This is a genomic window from Alteromonas sp. LOR, assembly GCF_000753865.1.
Lineage (GTDB): Bacteria > Pseudomonadota > Gammaproteobacteria > Enterobacterales > Alteromonadaceae > Alteromonas.
On the sequence record NZ_JQFW01000010.1, the window covers coordinates 179,490 to 200,406 of the forward strand.

At 42.5% G+C, this 20,917-nt stretch carries 17 protein-coding genes; 14 read left to right on the plus strand and 3 right to left on the minus strand.

Features of this window, described 5'->3' with window-relative positions; genetic code table 11:
- Positions 1–199: 199 nt before the first annotated feature.
- Positions 200–3,304, minus strand: a complete 3,105-nt coding sequence (locus tag JV36_RS0104655) for a glycoside hydrolase family 2 TIM barrel-domain containing protein (protein WP_052010125.1) — start codon at positions 3,302–3,304, stop codon at positions 200–202.
- A 60-nt stretch (positions 3,305–3,364) separates the two neighbouring features.
- A complete protein-coding gene (locus JV36_RS19200; RefSeq protein ID WP_081926523.1) occupies positions 3,365–5,923 on the minus strand; it encodes a heparin lyase I family protein in 2,559 nt (852 codons plus the stop codon).
- A 111-nt stretch (positions 5,924–6,034) separates the two neighbouring features.
- Here JV36_RS19200 and JV36_RS0104670 point away from each other — a divergent pair, with 111 nt between their 5' ends.
- The 9 genes from JV36_RS0104670 (at position 6,035) to JV36_RS0104705 (ending at position 17,468) form a co-directional block, all read left to right on the plus strand.
- A complete protein-coding gene (locus JV36_RS0104670; protein ID WP_032095610.1) occupies positions 6,035–9,349 on the plus strand; it encodes a glycosyl hydrolase in 3,315 nt (1,104 codons plus the stop codon).
- Positions 9,350–9,818: 469 nt separating this feature from the next.
- Positions 9,819–10,481 (plus strand): methylamine utilization protein, encoded by a 663-nt coding sequence (locus tag JV36_RS0104675; RefSeq protein WP_235207771.1) that lies wholly within the window; start codon positions 9,819–9,821, stop codon positions 10,479–10,481.
- A complete protein-coding gene (locus tag JV36_RS0104680; protein WP_052010124.1) occupies positions 10,474–12,813 on the plus strand; it encodes a putative bifunctional diguanylate cyclase/phosphodiesterase in 2,340 nt (779 codons plus the stop codon). The genes JV36_RS0104675 and JV36_RS0104680 overlap by 8 nt, the downstream gene beginning before the upstream one ends.
- A gap of 36 nt (positions 12,814–12,849) precedes the next feature.
- Positions 12,850–14,061, plus strand: coding sequence for a hypothetical protein (locus JV36_RS0104685; protein ID WP_235207772.1), 1,212 nt, complete (start codon positions 12,850–12,852; stop codon positions 14,059–14,061).
- 255 nt (positions 14,062–14,316) lie between these two features.
- Positions 14,317–15,270: a DNA replication terminus site-binding protein gene (locus JV36_RS0104690; RefSeq protein WP_032095608.1), complete on the plus strand. Its 954-nt coding sequence runs from the start codon at positions 14,317–14,319 to the stop codon at positions 15,268–15,270.
- Positions 15,271–15,548: 278 nt separating this feature from the next.
- Positions 15,549–15,710 (plus strand): hypothetical protein, encoded by a 162-nt coding sequence (locus JV36_RS19670; protein WP_160173350.1) that lies wholly within the window; start codon positions 15,549–15,551, stop codon positions 15,708–15,710.
- A gap of 694 nt (positions 15,711–16,404) precedes the next feature.
- Positions 16,405–16,533 (plus strand): hypothetical protein, encoded by a 129-nt coding sequence (locus JV36_RS19980; RefSeq protein WP_268746546.1) that lies wholly within the window; start codon positions 16,405–16,407, stop codon positions 16,531–16,533.
- 385 nt (positions 16,534–16,918) lie between these two features.
- Positions 16,919–17,161, plus strand: coding sequence for a type II toxin-antitoxin system Phd/YefM family antitoxin (locus JV36_RS0104700; RefSeq protein ID WP_032095607.1), 243 nt, complete (start codon positions 16,919–16,921; stop codon positions 17,159–17,161).
- Between the two features lie 7 nt (positions 17,162–17,168).
- Positions 17,169–17,468: a type II toxin-antitoxin system RelE/ParE family toxin gene (locus tag JV36_RS0104705; protein ID WP_032095606.1), complete on the plus strand. Its 300-nt coding sequence runs from the start codon at positions 17,169–17,171 to the stop codon at positions 17,466–17,468.
- A gap of 217 nt (positions 17,469–17,685) precedes the next feature.
- Here JV36_RS0104705 and JV36_RS0104710 read toward each other — a convergent pair whose 3' ends face one another.
- Positions 17,686–18,177, minus strand: coding sequence for an RDD family protein (locus JV36_RS0104710; RefSeq protein WP_052010123.1), 492 nt, complete (start codon positions 18,175–18,177; stop codon positions 17,686–17,688).
- 199 nt (positions 18,178–18,376) lie between these two features.
- Here JV36_RS0104710 and JV36_RS0104715 point away from each other — a divergent pair, with 199 nt between their 5' ends.
- The 5 genes from JV36_RS0104715 to JV36_RS0104730 all read left to right on the plus strand — a co-directional run bounded on the left by JV36_RS0104715 (position 18,377) and on the right by JV36_RS0104730 (position 20,528).
- The gene (locus tag JV36_RS0104715) at positions 18,377–18,784 is read left to right on the plus strand and encodes a S24 family peptidase (protein WP_032095605.1); all 408 of its coding nucleotides are present in this window, start codon (positions 18,377–18,379) and stop codon (positions 18,782–18,784) included.
- Positions 18,784–19,293 carry a Y-family DNA polymerase gene (locus tag JV36_RS19070; protein WP_052010122.1) on the plus strand — a complete coding sequence of 170 codons (510 nt, stop codon included), beginning with the start codon at positions 18,784–18,786 and terminating at the stop codon, positions 19,291–19,293. Before JV36_RS0104715 ends, JV36_RS19070 begins: the two co-directional genes overlap by 1 nt.
- A gap of 9 nt (positions 19,294–19,302) precedes the next feature.
- Positions 19,303–19,380 carry a hypothetical protein gene (locus JV36_RS20010; RefSeq protein ID WP_326938259.1) on the plus strand — a complete coding sequence of 26 codons (78 nt, stop codon included), beginning with the start codon at positions 19,303–19,305 and terminating at the stop codon, positions 19,378–19,380.
- A gap of 344 nt (positions 19,381–19,724) precedes the next feature.
- Positions 19,725–20,129 (plus strand): CHC2 zinc finger domain-containing protein, encoded by a 405-nt coding sequence (locus JV36_RS0104725; RefSeq protein ID WP_032095604.1) that lies wholly within the window; start codon positions 19,725–19,727, stop codon positions 20,127–20,129.
- 192 nt (positions 20,130–20,321) lie between these two features.
- Positions 20,322–20,528 carry a hypothetical protein gene (locus JV36_RS0104730; protein WP_032095603.1) on the plus strand — a complete coding sequence of 69 codons (207 nt, stop codon included), beginning with the start codon at positions 20,322–20,324 and terminating at the stop codon, positions 20,526–20,528.
- The last annotated feature ends 389 nt before the right edge of the window (positions 20,529–20,917 follow it).

The window sequence follows — 20,917 nt, forward strand, 5'->3', positions numbered from 1 at the left end:
ACATGCTTTAAGTTAAAAAGGTATGAAGAAGTGTCCGCTTTACGTACATAGCTGCCGTTAAAATTGTTTAAACTCAACGATATCTTTTGGCACATAGCGGAAGTTGGAATACTCTAAGCGACTCCACATTCTTTTTTCTTACGAGCAGCCTTTCAAGAGCGACCATCAGCAGTTTGCTTATGGTCGCTCGGAGTTCGTTTTACTCAAGCGTAAATTGGTCGATATTAGGACCGCTTTCACCTACTGTTCTAAATTCTATATGGTTGGCGCCCTTTACCAATGTGAAGCTTACTGCTTGATGTCCCCACTTGCTGTCCCAACTTCCTGTCGGTTCGAATTCAACCATTGCTGCTTTTTTATCGTTGATATAAATAGCGAGTGGTCGTTTTGACTCTGTGTCGTTGTGCGTGTACCTAAATACAGCTTTATATTCTCCTTCAGCGCCATCGTTTTCGTGATACCAATACATCGTACCTTCTTTATTATTGAATGTTCCGTAAGCGCCACCGTGAACCCCATGAGCACCTCTCACTGCCCCTGCACCCTTGCCATATTCAGCGTCTTCGCCTTGTAATGATAATCCGCGCCCAATCCACATGTCGGCTGAGTTCTCATCGCCCCAAAAAAGGCCAACACCTTGACCAAATTTTTGCGTCATTTGCATTTCAAGTCTACCGTTTACAAATATATTGGCGTATACCGTATCTCCATCATCTACATTGAACGGAGTTAAATACGCTTTCATTTTGGCTTCATTGCCACTGTTTACACTATAAAAAACTTCTATTTTTTGAGAAGTGATGTTGGCAGTGTCAGTGATAGCAATGGTTTGGACATCAATGGCAACTTTATTTGATAGCCTTAAAGCTTCATCACCTACTATTGCGCCTATCGTTACAAATTCACTGGCATCTGGATGAGTCACTTCAATAAACGCCCTGTTTTTACCCATAAATAAGTGCCGATAATTAGATTTAACGCGGTTGGTGTGCTCGTAAGGAGAGCCGTTTTCAAGGGCTTTTACCTTTAAGCCTTCACTGAAATGGTAATAAGTTTTATGGCTTCCATAAGGATAAAAGTTGTTTTCTTCGTCAATAGTTTCAGTGGTGATTACTTTCGCAGTATTAAAACCATCTTCAGCTGCATAAGTGTCAATGCTGTGTCTTAAACCAACAGGGGAGTCAGCGGTTTTAAATTCTTTCTCTAAGATTTTTTGACCGTTTTTATAACCTACTGCCCTTATCGAGCCTGGTGTCCATGGAACGAGCCACTCTACTTGCATTTCATTGGCTTGTTTACCTGGCTTATCACGACCAAGAGATTTGCCATTGAGAAACAACTCGACTTCATCGAGGTTCGAATACACCCATACTGGAATCTCAGTGCCTTCCTTCATAGTTGGATGTGTCCAACTGGGAAGTATATGGAGTGAGGGTTCATCGAGCCATTGGCTTCGATAAAAGTGAAAAAGATCTTTCTTAAAGCCTGCGAGATCAAGTGCGCCGCCCATAAATGCAATGTAAGGCCAGCCTCCATGTGCTAAGCCAGCTTCACCATGGTAATCAAAACCTGTCCAACGAAAGTGTCCTGCATGATGCGGTAAATCACGGGCTAATTCCCAGTTTTGACGCGCACTAATACGCACGGTTGCGTTATCGTATGAAGAATTAAGGTGTTGCTTTTGATTCGACCAGTTTTTTGGGTCTTTCCAATCGTAGAAAAATATCTCTTTATCAGTAATGTTAGGTAACTCGAACGTATCGTCTTTCGGACCGTCACGCCACCACGTCTGGGTGCGATAGTATCCTCGAGTTTGCCACGTGTGAGGTGCTTCCGTTGATACAAATGGCTTATCAAAACGTCGTTCAAAAAAGCTCTTACTTTCCGAGCCTCCGTTAATGCCTACTACGTCTAAACCTTCTTTGTTCGTTGAACCGGAGGTCACCAGTCGGGTAGGGTCGTGCTTTTTAACGGCTGCAGCGAGTTCCGTAACAATTTCGCCGTGGGTTTCGTTACCTACGCTATAGATGATTATTGAAGGGTGATTTCTATTGCGGGTTACCCATTCGGTTAAGTCTTTTTCCCACCACTGCTCAAAGTGGTATCGCCCATAATCATGACGCGCTTTTTGTTTCCAGCCATCGAACACTTCATCCATAACCATTATGCCCAGTTCGTCACAAAGTTCGTAGAACATGGTGGGGTAGGGGTTATGGCCGGTACGGATGGCGTTTACTCCCATTTCTTTTAAAAGGCTTAGCTTCCATCGCAAAAGAGGTTTTGTCCAAGCACCCCCAACAGGTCCGCCCTCATAATGTTCGGCAACGCCCTGAATCTTGACATTTTCGCCGTTTATCCAAAAACCGGTATCTGTTTTCCATTCGATATGACGGATGCCAAACTTAACACTATCTGTATCTACTGGCACATTGTCTTTCTTTAGTACAATATCAAGGTCGTATAAATATGCGTCATGAGGTTGCCACAATTGTGCGTTGTTCAAGTCAAAAGAAAATGTGTAGTTGTGATCACTCTTTATGTCTTTCAGCATCTGCTCGTGTGAAAAACGCTCGGTCCCTTCTTGATCATGCACGCGATAATGAATTGAAAAATTATCTTTATCGTTTGGTTGCACGTTCAGCTGAAAACTAGTTTCAACCTCTGTACGCTCTCCAACTAATGGCGTATTTACGAATAAAGAGTTATCTTCAATATGTGTAGGATTAAGTATAGCAAGCTTAACCGGAGCGTAAATTCCGCCCGGGTGGTACCAACGCGCAGAGGGTTGAAGCTCATTGTCAACGCGCACGCTAATTACGTTGTTTTCTTTCTTGAGAAATTTAGTGAGCTCATATTGGAAACTGATATAGCCATAGGGACGTTTTCCTAGAAAGTGTCCGTTTATCCAGACTTCGCTATTCATATAAACGCCTTCAAATTGAAGCCACACTTGTTTATCTTGCCAGTCATTATTGAATGTGAAGTGCTTCCTATACCAAGCAGTTCCTCCGCCGTGATAGCCGCCAGACTGGCCTTGGGTTCCCGATTTGTTTACGCCCTCCTCGAATATATAGTCATGAGGAACATTGAGTAATGTCCAACCGCTGTCGTTGAAAGCCGGCTCTTTATAAATACGGTTATCGCTTAAATGAAATTTCCAGTCATTGTTGAAATCAATATATTGCCTGCTATTTTGGGCGGCAAAAGAATCGGCCGCTGCAAGCAAACCGATAATAATAATGACACTCATAATGAGGTGGTTAAATGTCTTCGCTCTTGGCAACGATGTTAACGATTGCAGCATACAATTTGGTCCTTAAAAATCTAAAATCAGTGGGGTCGCTAAAGTAGTTATTCTTGGTGTTTAATTGGGAGCGACATCCTTATATGACGCATGATGGGAATCAGTCATACGTATTTCATCCAAATACAGATAGTGGTCATTTTGCATACCGCTTAGGTCGCCATTAAAGTACATACCCCATGAAGGGTAGATGCCTTTATCATCGTTATACCCAAATCGGATATTGTCTTTATCCAGCACTTTTTCGCCATCTACCCAAAGCTCTATTAAGCCCGTTCTTGCGTCGGTATAGTCAACTTTCACATGCAGTACAAAGTCAACCCATCGGTCTAAGTAGTCCTGCTTCGAACCTAGGATTTCGAAATGCTCCGTGCCGTCCCCATTTCTTGTAGGGCTTAACTCATATGGATCCCATTTCCAATTGCCTCTCATTCCTTGTTCTGTGAGTGTAAGGCTAAAGGGAGGATTGCGGGAATGCTCTTGCAATCGTTTATCTGCACTACCGTGAATTTGAAAAAATAGCCAATCGTTGGGCTCACTTGTTGTGCCGTCACTCGGAAAATAAAAGCTAAAGCCATACCACGCTTCAGCGCCTAATACCGTGCTGGTTTTAAAGCCATGAAACATCGCTTTTCTGTCTACATTATCTAACTTTTTTGGGTCTCCGTTATAAGTTGCAGGCTTTTCGTGTTTCCAGTGCAGTTTTGCGGCGTATTTCCCGTTTCGTACAATCTCTTGTTCCACCGAAAATGCGGAGTTCGTTTGTAGCTGATTAAACATGAAGTTTTTTGGTAATGCGCTGTCTAATCCTGGTGTAAAGCCACGCGGGTAAGCGGCGTTCCAACCTGCATTTTCAAACGATTCATAAATCAGGGGGGCGGTGGCAGACAAACTATCATCAACTGCGCGTGGTTTAGCGGGCGTTTGAAACTCTCCATCATGCCAAAGGTATAATCGCTGCGATGCCCCTTTTTTAATATTTAATATAACCCCTAGATTATGCCCATTGTTGTCCTTTATTCCTTCCATTTGAATCCGAGTGTTTTTTAGCGCTAAATGCTCTTCCAATACGTTCCAGTTCGTTCCGTTAGTACTTTCTACAGTTGCAAAGTGGGTTACTTTTTCCGCATCACGATAGATTGCAACGCCAGTGCGTCTATCGGGATCTGTACTCAATGTTTCCAAGCTTAGAATATCTGAAATAGTCTTGTTGTCTTTGTCGCTAAGCGTTCTATTAACCGTATTAGGCAAAGGCAAACTGTGTTGCCACTGACCATCGTTAAAGACCGCCATTCGTTTCTCACGGAAAGACTTGGTTCGGGCTTCATAAGCTACCGCCGGTTTACCATCTTCCAAAATGAGTGGGGACGTGCCGAAAGGTGTTTCCTCTTTGTCTGTTGAATCGAACGCTAGCATTTTTTCGTTCGCCATATTAATGGTCACGGGAATGTCAATCGTTTCATCTTGAGCGTTATAGAATAGTCCGCTGGAAGTATCTAATCGCATGTAATAAGCGTTGATACGGGCATAAGTTTCTTTATCGTGATATTCAAGAAAGTTGCATTCATGCCATAAAAAACTAATCGCTATTTCGGTATCAGATATCTTTAGTGGATTGATATAAAAAGTGTCAACATTAATTGGGTTGCCCGATTGCGGTGTGGGCCACGTAATAACTACGGGGTCTTCAAATCGTTTAGAGCCCGCTGGCATTTTGTAATATACCCAAGGAGATTTATGTGTTCCGGCACGGGTAAATAAGTAAATGTCGCCGTTTCCCATTTTGTAGCTTTTGGTATAAGACGCAAAAGGAGAAATATCATCAAGGTATTCAAACTCACTTATATCACGCGGTTTTTTGGAAACCACGTGAAGCATTCTTCCACCTGCATGAGGAGTATCAATCGACAATGGGTTTAAACCGTCTTCTCTTTCGCCGCCATGTCCTCCGTAAACAATGTGAAGGTAACCTTTGTCATCCATTTCTATGATTGGACGTCCGTGACTATCAATCTTCCTATTGCCTTTGGACAATGTGCTTTCCGCCGCTTTGAGAGGTTTTTGCCACTTTTTCGATGTTAAGTTATAGGATGTAATATAAGGGTCGGTAAGATGCCCTTGGTAAGTGATATATAGCGTATCGCCATCGAGATATTGCCAACCTCGATGAGGATTACCTGGTAAATTTTCAGTAAAGTGACCCTCTGGTAACGCTGGAAGAGAGTCAGGTAAAGGTTTTTTAGCGCCGAAGTCTTCTTTTACTAAAGGGTAAATATCTTCAAATTCTCTTCCAGCTTTAAATGCATCATAAATTGGCTGATATTCTGGATACTGCCCATACATGTACTGATCAATTCGCCACTGCCAATATTGCGCACTCTCAGGATTTTTATGCTCGATTTGTCCCTTCAATGCTGAAAAAACGTTGTCGTTTTTAGAGTGTGTCGCAATAAACGCGGCTCTTTGTTTATAAAAATCGTTTTCTGGTATGGATTCTTTCGCTGCCTCTGTTGGGGCACATGCTATGGTTAAAAAACTTATTGTAAGCCCAATAGCTGCACTTTTGAGGAGCCCCGCGGCTGGGAAACTTTGGGATGCAGCCTTGTTTCTTGTCTTCATGCGATTTTAATCTCATTAGGTTTCACCATTGCCTCTTTGCTCTCTTTAACAAATGGCAAGGGTGATGTATATTCGTTCATATGTAATCACAATGTAACAAAAATAGTCAATATGAATCATAATCAATTTGATAAATTGTTAAAAAGAACTGTGAAGCTACATGTTTTCACGCTAATAGGCTGCATAGCAGTAGCTTCATCATCATTAGCGCAGACGACCCTTGAATCAGAGTTTGCAATGCCAGAGCCATCGTATCTTCCTAAGACATGGATGCATGCGATGAATGGAAATATAACGAAAGAAGGACTCACCGAAGATTTTAACGCTATGCGAGAAGCTGGCATCGGTGGCGCTATCTTCTTTCATGTGCACAGACGCAACGTACCTTTTTCATCTCGAGGCCCTATAAGGTTTGGAACCGATGAGTTTAATAAACATCTGGTCCATGCTGCAGCTGAAGCTGATAAACAAGGAATTGAGTTTGGTATACACAATTCTGATGGTTGGACATCTAGCGGTGGACCATGGGTAACACCTGAACAATCAATGAAGCGACTTACTTGGTCAGAAACAAGTATAAGTGGTGGGCAAACTTTAATACCTCCTCAACCGGGATACGCGGAGCAGCTGTACCGAGATATTGCTGTCATAGCTATCCCAAGAAATAAGTTTTCGTCAGATAATAGTTTCCAAAATGGACAGATTACCGTTTCAGACAGTTCACTTGATACCAGTGTGTTAAAGGACAGTGATTGGGATACGGAACTCACATTTTCTAAAAATGAAGAAGGTGTTTACTGGGTACAGGTGGAATTGGATTCTCTATCTTCTCTTCGGAGCCTTCAGATTGAAACACCGAACCGACATGGTGATGCCGCCCTTCTCATATCCGATGACGGTATTCATTTTCGTAACGTTGTAGAGAAACTCCGTAGGCCAAGAACAGGCGCTAGGATGTGGGCATTCAGCCCACAACTCGTTTCTAAGGATAATGATGGTTTTAAAGCAAAGTTCTTTCGGGTTGTATTTGATAAGCCAATTGCCATTAAGCGTTTTGATTTGTGGTCAACACCGCGCATAGACGATTGGCTTTCAATGAATTCAATGGAGCGAGGAAAACTGAGTTTGACACCGAGTATAGCGCCTGGTGCCATAATCAAGCGCGATGATATTCTAGTGTTGAATCAAGGCGACTTGCCTGCCAAGGGTGTAGAGCTTCCAGAAGGCGACTGGCAAGTTTTGCGTTTTGGTTTTACTAGTACTGGGGCTTTCAATATACCAGCTACCGTTGAGGGTGAAGGACTGGAAGTTGATAAGTTTAATGCAGAAGCATTACGACATCATTTTGAACAATTTGTCGGGAAAATAGTAACAGATGCCAAAGATGCTGGTATCGAATCATTAAAAACGGTTGAAGTTGATAGCTACGAAGTGGGTGGTCAAAATTGGACTGATGACATAGCAGAGAGCTTTCAACAGCAATTCGGCTACGACCTTATTCCGTGGTTACCGGTAATGACTGGAAGGGTTATCGAATCTCCTGAGCATACGGGAGCCGTTCTACAAGAGCTTAGACAGCATCAATCTGATCTGATGGTTGAGAACTATTTTGGAGAATTTACTCGTCTTGCAAATGAGTATGGACTTGAAACATATATTGAGCCCTATGGGTGGGGCCCTTTCGATGAACTGGCCGCGGGTGGAAAGGCAGACCGGTTGATGGGTGAGTTTTGGGTACGGGAAACAGAGTACAATGGTCGCATTATGGCTGCCATATCTTCAGCACATATTTATGGAAAAAAAATAGTTTCGGCTGAATCATTCACATCAATTAACACCGTAAATTGGTATGGCCATCCTTATTTTTACAAACATTATGGCGACGAAATGTGGGCGAGGGGAATTAACGAAACTATGTTCCATAGGTTTGCTCATCAACCTAATAATCATGTAAAGCCTGGTATGACCATGGACTCCATTGGGTCTCATATCGATAGAACACAAACGTGGTGGAATAACGGCGGCAAATCATGGTTTAAATATTTGGCAAGGGGATCTTATTTACTTCAGCAAGGCGTTCCCGCCGCAGATTTTCTTGTTCATTTAGGCGACGTTGCGCCTCTTCGAGTCGGCAATAAAAACAACACTAATGTACCTAAAGGTTTTGGCTACGATTACACGAACACGGATGTTCTGCTTAATCGTGTAAGTGTTAAAGACGGTCTGTTAGAGCTTCCCGAGGGAACAACATACAAAGCGTTACATTTACACAGAACAGATTTCATGCACTTTAAAACACTAGAGCGAATCAAAGAATTAGTGGGTGCGGGTGCGACGGTTATTGGAGAGAGGCCACAACGTGTTATTGGTTACAGTGAGTGGGCGAAGCAAAAGGAGTTTGACCAAATTGTAAATGCACTTTGGGGTTCAGAAGAAGGGCAAGCACATCAAATAAACCGTTATAAAAAAGGAATTGTGAGCAGCTACTCATTAGGTGACTCAATTAATGAGTTAGGGATTAGGGCTGATATGGAAATTGACGGCGTGCCAGCACAGTTTTTTGCACACCGACGTATAGGACAGAACGATCTTTACTATTTTTATAACGATGATCCTGATTTCAAAAATGTTGAAATCACCCTTCGTGATGGCAATGGAACGCCGGAGATTTGGAATGTGGACGATGGAACCATAGAACAAGTTCAAGATTACCAAATAACCGACTCGGGCTTAAAAGCCAAGCTGCCGCTTGAGCCATTTGCATCGAGGTTTGTTCTCGTTAGACGTGATGATAAAAGCCCCAAATACAATGGCTTTCACAGCGAAATAGTTAATGATATTTACGCACGAAAAAGTGACCACAATATTATTAATACATTTGCTAAGCCATGGAATGTAAAATTTGACAAAGCGTGGGCTGGGCCAGGTGAGGTGACGTTTGATTCACTTATAGATTGGACTGACAATGAAATAGAAGGCATTAAGCATTACTCAGGCACTGCTAGATATCAAACTTCTTTCCAAGTGGATAGCGAGTACTTGAGCAGTATGTCATCTCTTTATCTTGATCTTGGGGATGTTCAACAAATTGCAGAAGTAACGGTGAACGGGCAGTCTTTTGATACATTATGGAAGCCGCCCTTTGTGCTAGATATTCGAAGCGCAGTGCAACTGGGTGCAAACAGCCTAGAGATAAAAGTGACAAATACGTGGGTAAATCGACTGATTGGTGATGAAGCTCTTCAAGACACCAGTGGTTACTCAATGACAGGTGATACGGTCCCTTGGTTAGTCGAGAATAGACCGGCTCCTGAAAGTGAGCGTGTCACATTTACTGGTTTTAATTTCTTTGCAAAACAACCCAAAAAATTGCAGGCATCTGGCTTGATTGGACCAGTTCGTCTTTTAACGATAAAGCAAAACTAAGATGGTGAGGTAAAAATGGCAATGGGCGTGTAGCTATTGTGTAGAGTTGGGTGAGCTCTATAAAAGTGTTCGTGTTTAGGAACTTATACAATAAGTTATCCAAAGACGTTTAGGTACTATACTTACCTCTTTAGATAGAACACTTTCTAAAAAATAGAAAGTACAAAAGTTTTACCTAATGCGAGATTTTGTTCATTTGTAGAGCGAACTCGTGAGTCGCGTACCCACCTTAAGGCACTTTGGGTATTAACAAGAAAACACCTTCTTTTTTGGCGTCTAAGACGTTCATTATTATTAATACGCCACTTTATTTTTTGTGAATAAAGTTGCTTTTTTGTAGTACGGTATGAATACCTTGCTTTCTTTTCGCGGAGAAGATGTATAGCAAAAGATAGCTGGTCTTAATTAATGAAAATAAAATTGCACTTAACCGTTCTTTATAGATAACGTATTTTAACAGGAAAGCTGTGTGACCTACTTATCCGCCTCACTAAGTGTAATTATCTTAATATTAACTGGCTGCTCGTTTTCGCTGCATGCTGCGCAAGTCTCGATATATATCGCAGACAATCAAGGAAAGCCGCTCACTAATATCGTTGCTCTTTTACGCAGTACCGATATGTCGAAGGTAGCTAAGACTGAGCCAGCGATAGCAATCATGGATCAAATAAATAGAGAGTTCGTTCCCCACACATTGGTGGTACAGCAGGGTACCAAGGTTGATTTTCCTAATTCCGATAATGTTCAACATCATGTTTATTCGTTCTCACCTGCGAAAACGTTTGAGTTAAAGCTTTACAGTGAATTAGAGGTGGAACCTCAATTATTCAATACCCCTGGTGTGGTGGAGCTTGGGTGTAACGTACATGATTGGATGTTGGGATATATTTATGTTGCAGATACACCTTATTTCGCACAATCCAACAGTGAAGGCAATGCGACCATAACAGTCCCCGACGGCGATTATACGATGTCTATTTGGCACCCAAGACTGTCAGAAAGCGACACCGCGAGAATGTCGAGTTTAACCGTCGGTAATGATGATATTACCGTAAGCTTTTCTTTGTTTTCGCCTTTATTACCCAGTCTTGTTGAATATGATGCGGTGGAGGGCTTTACCGAATATGATTAAAACTTTGTTTGGCCGCGCCTTAAATTTGCGCACGACATTAATGGTAAGTTTTTTAACTATCGTTTTAGTGGTCGTGCTATTTACCTTGTATATCGTTCAGCAAGCCACATTCACTCATTCAACTGGACTGTTGAAAACGAATGCCGAGACATCGAGTCGAGTAATAAACGACTACGTGCGAGAAGTGGCTAATGTATTACAATCCTCAGCAACCAACTTAGCTGCAGATTTCAGTGTTAAAAGTTTAATTTTAAGCGCAGATACTCAAGCGCAGTCACTGACACTTGGTATGCGTAACTTTGCAGACCGCTTTGGTGCAGAAGAATTTGCCGTGATTGACAGTAAAGGCAAAGTATTATCTACCTCAAAGGGCTTCACCTCGATAAAAAGTATAGATGTTGAGAGACTCGCGGTAGATGGTATAACGTGGGCAGAGATAGACGGTGCTATTTTCCTAGCCAAATCGGTTGCTGTGAAAAACACGCCACGTTCCAGAGATGCCATGGCGTGGTTAATATTTGCTAAGCCTATTGCGGGATTGATAAACGATGACCTAACACGTCTCACCACTATGGACGTCAGCCTGCTGCGTGAAACACAAAACTCATTTACTTATTTAGCGTCTAGCTATCATAGTGCTATCCAACAAGAATTTTCGAATGTGCTGATGAGTGAGAGCAACGACTTACAGGATGCTTACCTTTCCAGTGATCATTATGTGTATTTTGTTAGCGCGTTAGGCAGCACCCAAAGTGCAACAATATTACTTATGTTATCCACAGTAGAAAGCAACGCTTATCTGTCTTACAACAGCTTGTTAGGGCGCTTAATCGGCTTGCTCGTTGTCGTTGCCATCGTTGCGCTAATAGCAGCGATGTTAATATCCAACAGTATTACTAAGCCAATTCTTATTTTAGTAGGGTTAACTGAGAAAATCCGCCAAGGGCTGCATGTAAACAAGTTTCCAGAAGAGGGAGCCGCCGAAGTAAACACGCTGTCTAATGCCATAAGTTCGATGCAAAGCGCAATTGTCAAAAGAGAGCACGAGATAGAAAGGCTGGCATTTTATGACAGCGTAACGTCTCTGCCTAATCGTAACCGCTTTATTCAACTACTTGAAGAGCAGATAACGCTTTATCCGGGTAGTATGTTTTCGGTGGTACTCATTGATATAGCTCGATTTAAAGAAATCAACGACACTATTGGTCACAGTACGGGTGATAAGCTGCTCGCTTTGGTAGGAGAACGTTTACGCAGCGGTTGTCGCGACAACATGTTTATAGCCCGTTTAGGTGGAAATGAGTTTGCTGTAATCGACACTGAAGATGGAAATGTCGAGCAGTTGATGGATGAGTTGGCAAGTATGTTTAGCGGTGCTTTCAACATTAACTCACTTTCGCTAAACATAAATGTCAGTATTGGTGGAGCTAGGTACAACGACCATGGAATTCAGCCGAGTGAACTGATGCAGGCGGCAGATATTGCGCTTCATGCCAGCAAAGATTCCCATAAGCCTTACGTACTCTATCATGAAGAATTAAATACGTTCTCAGTGCTGCGATTGCGGCTAATGAGTGAGCTAAAAGAAGCACTCAATCAAGGTCAGTTGACGTTGTACTATCAGCCGAAAATGGATTTGGCTAATGATAAGGTTCACAGCGTTGAATGCTTGATCAGGTGGATACACCCCGACCATGGCTTTATTTCACCAGACGAGTTTATCCCTTTAGCTGAGCAAACTGGCGCCATCCGCTATGTAACCAGTTGGGCGCTGCGACAAGCTGCCCAGCAATATGCACAATGGCGAAGCGTAGGAATGGACATTGCAGTGGCGGTCAATATTTCTGCTGTGGATCTCACCGACTTATCACTCCCTCATACCGTGTCGGCGCTGCTGTCCGAATTTACTATGCCACCTGACAAGTTCATTCTTGAAGTAACTGAAAGTGCGGTTATGGGCGATCCTGAAGTGGCAATCAATGCGCTCAATATGTTAAGTCGAATGGGAATTAAGCTTTCGATCGACGATTTTGGTACCGGGTTTTCTTCAATGGCACAGCTGAAGAAAATGCCCGTCAATGAGATTAAAATTGATAAAGCATTTGTGTTAGAGCTTGCTACCAATGAAGAAGACCAAGTTATGGTTAAAACACTGATCGCATTAGCTAAAAACCTAGGGTTGAGTACGGTTGCTGAAGGGGTTGAAAATGAGGAGTCGGTGATATTACTTCGCAACATGGGGTGCTCGACAGCTCAGGGGTTTCACTTAAGCAGACCATTACCAGCAAAAGACATTACGCCATGGTTAGAGGCACATAGTGACGTTCGCTAACTTTTAGCAATGTACTAACGTTGAATAAGGAAGGCAGTGAAATACTGGATTCTATTGTTATTGATTTGTGTTGTTATCAGTGCGCCAATTAGCGCACAAGTGCTGTCTGGGCGTGTCGAAGTTGCCATTGTCGATGCCGACAAACTGACAACGTGGCAAAACAGTGGTACTGGTATTCTTCGGCCTGAAAGCGGGGGTACTCAGCTTCAACAGGCTTTCATTAGAACCCACTTCGACTTAAACAGTGATTGGTCTGTAGATGCCGTGCTTAATGCGTATGAAGACGGTGTAGATCATATTGGTTTTACTCAGGGTTTTCTGCGCTATAAACCTCTGACACCAAATAAGGTTAAGGTAAAGGCAAGACTCGGTTTTTTCTACCCATCAATGTCGATTGAAAACGTTGCCGAAGGCTGGCTTTCCCCTTATACCTATACACAATCTGCTATTAACAGCTGGATAGGCGAAGAGCTTAGAAACGCAGGCGGAGAAATTAGCTTTTTTGAAAATGGTAGAGCGAGTCGTAGCCCCTGGAGTTGGGAAGCCACATTCGGTGTGTTTAAAGGTAACGATCCGCTAGGCTCTCTGCTGACATGGCGCGGCTTTGCGATGCATGACAGGCAAAGTCTTCATTCAGACAGAATAAACTTTGCGAAGCTGCCTAGCGTTATTCGCGAAGACGCAATCAATTCACCCGCATGGGTAGAACCCTTTACCGAAATTGACGGAAGGTGGGGAGGTTATGTCGGATTTCATTTACGCCATTTTCGAACATCAGAAGCACGATACTACTTTTACGACAATAGAGCCGATCCAAGCGCTATTAATCAGGCGCGTTTGTATGCATGGCGCACCAAATTTCATTCCCTAGCACTACAGCATAATTTCAATAGGCAATGGCGTCTGATGTTTCAATTTATGGACGGGTCGACAAACATGGGCCCCAATATCGTCAGAGCTGACTTTACTGCATGGTATGTTGCTGGGCGATATTCTCATAACAAGCATTCAGTGACTCTGCGTTATGATTGGTTTGATGTTCGAGAAGACGATTCTATGCCTGCTGATCAAAATAACAGTGACGGGTACGGCGTAACGCTAGCATGGCGTTATCAATATACCCATCACTGGGAGTTTGGCGCTGAGTATCATCGAAACGAAAACAAAGCAGAAAACAGAGTTCAACTTGATATTCCACTAAGTCAAACTCAAACGCAGTCTCGCTTTGTTGCGTCATATCGTTTCTAATAGGTTTAGTACTTTCGATGATTAAATTACAGACCACCTTCAAGTAAGTATATTCTCTAGGTGTCCCTCATCTACCACCGAGGTGCCCCTCTTGCTCAACTCGCGCGCGTCTTCGGTTGGAGTGGTAGGGCGGGATTGCAGGGTTGATGCCACTGTTGGGGTGTCGCGGGTGGGTTTTATGAGTGTTTTTATATGAAGGTGGTCTGTAAATATAATATAATAGGGCATGTTAGTAATTGATAAGAGGAAGAGGTCATGGTGAATGACTTTGCGCGCTTTAATAGCCTGCTTACCACTTTGGATGAATTATATGATTCACTTTACAGTGCAATGCGGTTATCGCCCACCGCGTATTTTGCCAATATTGATGATGTCACTAAAGAGGAATTCAAAGCGTTCTCTGCTGGTGAGCTTATGCTTGGCCATCGCGACATGTTCAATGTTCAGGCACAGATGCGTTGTCTTAATGCCTTAAAGTGCTTCCATCGTCCCTCTCACGATATTTCAGGCCGCGTTGCGGGCAAATACCCTGGCATTCTTCTGCTTGAAAACCATGACGACGTCATTGATACCATCATAGCCATTAACAGTACAAAGACGGCTATCAAGCATTGCGTGCAGGATAGAAAGCCTGATGCCTCTCACGGGCGCAATCATCTACAAAAGCATGAGTTCTTGCATCAGCATCGTGGCGCCGAGATTATCTCGTATCAGCTGTATCGGCATATCGATGTGATTAACTGTCGCCCTGGTACCGATACCGCGCTTAAAAGCGTGAATTTTTATTGGGCCTATAAAAATGCAGACCAGCGACTTACGCCAGAGCGCGCCGTTTTGTACCTGTATAACAGCAAGTCTGGGCTTACTGATACACAACTGAACGATGTGAAAGCGCGCATTATGGACACACAACACACCCATCGCTTTTATATTCGCAAGACACGCAATGCGTCGGTAAATTTGTCCCTTTACTATGGCGCCAGTGACGGTAAGCCCTTGGTGAATACTGTAAATGCAGCGCAGCCCATTATTTTATGCAATTACGAGGAAGTCCCCACAATTCGTCCGTTAAGCGCCCATGTGCCGCAAAAGCGCAATGCGAATAGGAAAGGGCACGCGTGGGAGTGCTTGAATGAGGCCATAAACCTCTATACAAGGCCGATTACAGAGACGGACAAAAAACGTGAAGCTCAATTAGCCAAAATCTAGCCTAGTTAGGTTATCGCGATAAGCGAATGGCTTTGCCTTACTGCTGTTTTTATAGTTTTTGATTCGATCTGTTGACGAGGTGTTTAAGGTATTGCCAGACTTCTCTAGACACTTAATTGCTTTATAATTATGTGTACTAAAGAGAAAAGATGTCTCAGCGATCTACAGAAGAATTTAATATACAAGCAGTGCAACAAGTTACCGAGCACGGTTATTCGGTAGCGAGCGTCTCTGAAAGGCTGTGAGTCACTAGCAGTTCTCTTTATAATTGGATAAAGATGTATGGCCCTGATAATGAAGAACACGTTCAGTCTAAAGAGCAAACCGATCGAATTAAGCAGTTAGAGAAAGAGCTTAAACGCGTGACAATGGGACACGACATCCAAAAGGAAGCAACCGTATTTTTCGCGGGCGAGTCAAAGAAAAATATGCGTCCATAAAAGACAGCCAGGCTCAAGAATTATCCAACAAAATTGATGTGTGGAGCGAATAAAATGCCTCCACTGGTTTGTGAAAAGCTAGAATAATTCAAACGAAAATCTGTCTAGTAAAGTCTGGTCGATCCGTAGCAGATGGAGAAAAACGCCACTAGGTGGAGAAAAACGCCACCAGGTGGAGAAACGCCACTAGGTGGAGAAAAACGCCACCTGATGGCGAAAAACGCCACCTGTTTGATTTGTCCTGTTCACTCTTGCTTTCGATTTAGGTGGAGAAAAACGCCAGTTGTATTGTTCCGTTTCACTCATTTAAAGAATGTCTCTTGCCTCTTATCCTTCTTTACAAACCCGATTCATCTTCCTTTGTGATTTATTTTTAAAATTCCATTTTTGCCCAAAACACAGGTGGCGAAAAACGCCACCTATTTAGGTATTTTGTACATTTTTCGTCCGAATTCGTAAGTCGCGTACCCACCCGAAGGTACTTAGGGTATTTTCAAGAAAACCACTAAATTATTCGGCATCTAAGACGAGCAATTTTACTAATAATACGCCACTCTATCTTTTGTGATTAAGCTTGCTTATTTGTAGTACAATATGCATAACTTGTTCGTTTCTTTGGCGAAAAAGGCCGTTGAGGATTCAAGTGGTCAATGCAAAAGTTATACTAAAATACTGATTTGCACGAGGGCTTTGGATGAAGCGAATAAAACGTACGTCTACTCAAGATAAGCGAACACTTATTTTTGATTTATGGAAACAAGATACTGGGTTCAGTGAAATTGGTCGCATCATTGAAGCAAAATCGTTACTGCTATGCCCTTGATCAATCACGAGGCTAACAGCATCGAGTTTAAATTCTTTTGTGTATCGCTTTCTTTCAGGCATTTCTTTCTCCAGTTTAGCTGTAATTATACTCTTAACTGGACTGGTCAATTCAATTAGACCACGTCAAGATGACTGAGAATCTAAACAAATGCCTCCCCTGCTATCACGAATATAAAAGTATGATAGTTTTTATTTCAGTATCATTATTTTTGTTTGGGCTATACCATTTGTAAGTCTACAGCAAACTAAAAATGCCCAGCGTTACGAACATGCCGCTAAGGCTTTATAGCTTACCCTTAGCACTAATCGCACGATTTAATTATATTGCACATTCTTAGCGATAAACTACAATGTTATTTCACTTCCAAACTTGGAGCGTACTCATGCACACATTAACAGCGAATGATGCCAAACGTAACTTCGGTGAGCTACTGCTAAACGCTCAACGAGAGCCAGTTAAAATTAGTAAAAACAACAAAGATGCCGTTGTTGTGATGTCCATTAGAGACTATGAAGAGCTTGAAACTATGAAAGCCGATTACATCAAACATTGCTTTGAGACCGCAAAAGCAGACTTTGCCCAAGGCAATGTAGTTGATGGTGAAAGCTTCCTAAACGCGCTGTAAGTAGAATATGCACAAAAGTAAATATCAACTAACTCAATTAGCACAGACTCACTTGCACAAAATCAAACATTATACCGTTACAAACTTTTCCGAGAGGCAGTGGAACGCATACAAAGCCACTCTTCTCACTGGATTTCAGATGCTCGCTGACAATCCATCAGTAGGCAGAAGCTGCAACGATTTATATGAAAATGGATTTTATTTCCCGATCGGTAAGCACACTGCTTTCTTTACCAAAGAAGACGGCTTTATTTTGGTCGTTGCAGTCCTTGGACAATCGCAATTACCACAATATCATCTACGATAAATATCACCCCCTAGCATTTTGAATTAAGATGGCAGTCTTGATTGGTAAACTAACTTTTCAATAACGGGCGCAGGCAAGCAGGGCATAATGGCGAAGCGTTTCTCACTTATGCATCCCAGCTAACCAAGTGAGCTAGTTGATTGAGTTGGCTGACTTTATAGAGGTAGTGTTTGTGTAGCACCTCTTGAAGGAAGACAACGTCACATAGAACATGTGATTACGCATTTTCGCCGGAGAAAGCGACGTCATCGACACCTTTGTTTTTAGGGCGGAGCACCACCGTACCGGCCAGTTTATCGTGCAACGCTTGTTTCTTAGGGTCCCAAATTACCCACAAATACCCCAAAAGGAGCGGCAGCGTTGATATGATATAGCCGATATAGCGAATGATGGATTGCTGTACTGTGGGCTTGTCACCTGTTTTGGCATCTACGACGATTAGTTTTAGTGACATTTTGCCGGGGGTAGCGGATTTGTGTACCCAAAATGCCACTGTTCCGACAAATGGAAGCACAAAGCTAATCAAAAAATCAGCAAAGCCTAAAATGACCTCGTCAGATTCCCAGTAATAGCCGCCGTAAATCGCATACAAGAGGGGGGTTGTCACAAGTAATAGAATGAGTGTGTCAATGATGGTTGCGAGAAGTCTGACGCCAAAACCCGCATATTCTTGTGTCGCTTCTAAACGTTCCATGTCAATCGTGTTCATGTGTGTAGTCCTTTAACAGTGTGGTATATCGATAGATTTTTTTAATGTATCCAAACTACAATACCACAATATACGTGATGTGAGAGCACTTTTCTCTATCCGCGACCCGTTAGCCATACTCACCATTGAAAATGTAATTTGACGAAAATCGGTCTTTGAAAATACAATACTGTATATTTATGCAGTTAAGCGGTTTTTAATAAAAGTTATCCCGATTAAAGCGCAGGCTGGCCTAGTTGGTTTTGAGAGCCCGGCTGCGGAATATATCGAAATGGAATTGAGCTTGGATGATTTGCTCATCGATAAACCCTCAGCGACGTGGGTTGGCGTAGCCCAAGGCACCTCAATGGAGCTAGATGGCATTTTTGACGGTGACGTCCTAATCATATCAAGAGCAGAGAAAGTAAAGCACATGTCGATTATTGTGGCAGTGCTTAATGGTGTGTTTTGTTGTAAGCGTCTCGATATACATCGACGCGCGTTGTTGTCGTCACAAATTGATGCCTCTCCCTATTTTATTCAAGAAGGCGATGACTTTTCGCTTGAAGGCGTGGTAACGCGCTCAATTAGAATTCACACGCCACTCAACAAGAAAATAGGGGCCTGATGTACTTTCTTATCGACGCAACGTCCTTTTATTGCTCCGCCGAAAAAGTGATGCGCCCGGACCTTCGAAAAAAGCCTGTCATTGCCCTCAGTAACAACGATGGTGCCATTGTTGCGGTATGCCCTATAGCAAAGCGCTTAGGAATTAAGAAGTTCGTGCCGTATTTTCAGGTTAAAGATATTGTTAGAAAACACGGCATTGTAGTGACGAGCTCAAACTATGAACTTTACCACTCTCTCAGCACAAAAATGATGGATACCATCAGTCAGTTCGCCGATGACATTTACATTTATTCTATTGATGAGCTCTTTGCCCGTTTTGATACCACACTAAGCCATGATAGCTGGACAGCATTAGGTAGAGACATAAGACGGACTGTGTGGAAGGAGGTAAGGCTACCCGTTGGAGTAGGAGGCGGAATGACACCTACGTTATCGAAAGCCGCTAGTCATGCTGCCAAACACTTGCGAGGCTATAACGGCGTTGCGGTTATTGATAATGAGCAATAGCGTATCGACATTCTTAAACAGATGGATTTGACAGCCGTCTGGGGAATAGGTGGTCGGCTAAGCAAAAAACTCGCCACACCAACCTAGTAAAGTTTTGCCCAACGCCTCAAACAGAGCATAAAACGTATTTTCTCTGCAGCTGCCGTATTTACTGGGCTAACCTAAACGCCTCAAATCGCAATTGTGCCATATTCTCTAAATCCTTGAAATGCTCGCTTCTACAGCTAAATAGAGCTTTGCCCTACGCATCAAACAGACCATGAAGTGACTTTCCCTACAGCCCACGTATTTAATGGCCTAACCTAAACGTCTCAAATCGCATTCAGCTAAATATTCATTAAAAATCATAGATAGGACTGACGAAAAACTGGGAGTTTTTTTAGGACATATAAAGTGCTATAGATATATATTTGATAGCATACGTGCAGCGTATGTATAAGCGAATTCCAAAGCAATTTATTAATGCTCCCGTCGATAGAGTAAATATAGTAGATTACATGAACCAATACGCTACGCTTAAACAGGTAGGCCAACGGGGTGAATTAAGAGCAAAATGCCCTTTACCTTCGCAGAAGGATGACACACCATCTTTTTATGTTAATGAACATAAACAAACCTATGTTTGTCACGGCTGTGGCTCAGGTGGCGGAATTGTAACCTTTTTGGGGGATATGCACGGTTATGAGTTCTTTCCTACTATAGAAGAACTCGCAGATTTCATGAGTTTGCAAATCCCGTATGAATCATCTCAAAAAGGTAATTTCAACTCTTACTCTGATATTTATAAGACGATTTATAATACTGCAAAAGCTGAAAATACTGATCGTTTACAATGAGACTTTTCTATTAAGCTATCAGATGAACTGTATAACTCTTCTGGCCTAGTACCTAGCCAAACTTGAGCAGGTTTTTGAGAAATCGCTTAAAGACAAGCCTGATATGTATTCTAATGTCGTCAGTAACTTACCTCATAATGACAATGAACTATTAATGTTACCTATGAGAACACAGTTTTCTGGTTCAATTGAATGCCTATTTTGTTTGATGATGATAAGTGTTTTCTGCCAACAAAACCTTCCCGTGGTTATGACAAGCTGGTTTACAGTTTATATTCATCGAAAACTGGAATTGTTGGTGGAGGTGGTTCCGGTGTTGGTGGCACTGGGTCACTCGGCGGCGGTGTTGTAGGTGGAGTTGGATTTGAAGGAGTGTTTATTTCAGACGGCACTTCTTGAGAGCCATTGCTCACAGAACAATTATCACTTCCACCCCCGCCACATCCTACTGTCATCATTGTCAATGTTGCTATTGTTGTCAGCTTGAATTTATTGTCTTTCACTTTCTCATCCTTTTACCAATGGATGGTTCAGTGCAATTCTATGTCAACTGCACCGTTCTGCCCAATATTATACATATGTGCATTACCCTTTAGACTGTTTATGTTGCTTATTAAGGTATGCCATTCAATCATCTGTTGACTTTAAGTGTACACAATCCGTCTTTATGGTGGAGAAAAACGCCACCTAGTGGAGAAAAACGCCACCTGTTTGGTTTGCCCAATCTATTTTAGCTTTTTACGTAGGTGGAGAAAAACGCCACCTAGTGGCGAAAAACGCCACCTATT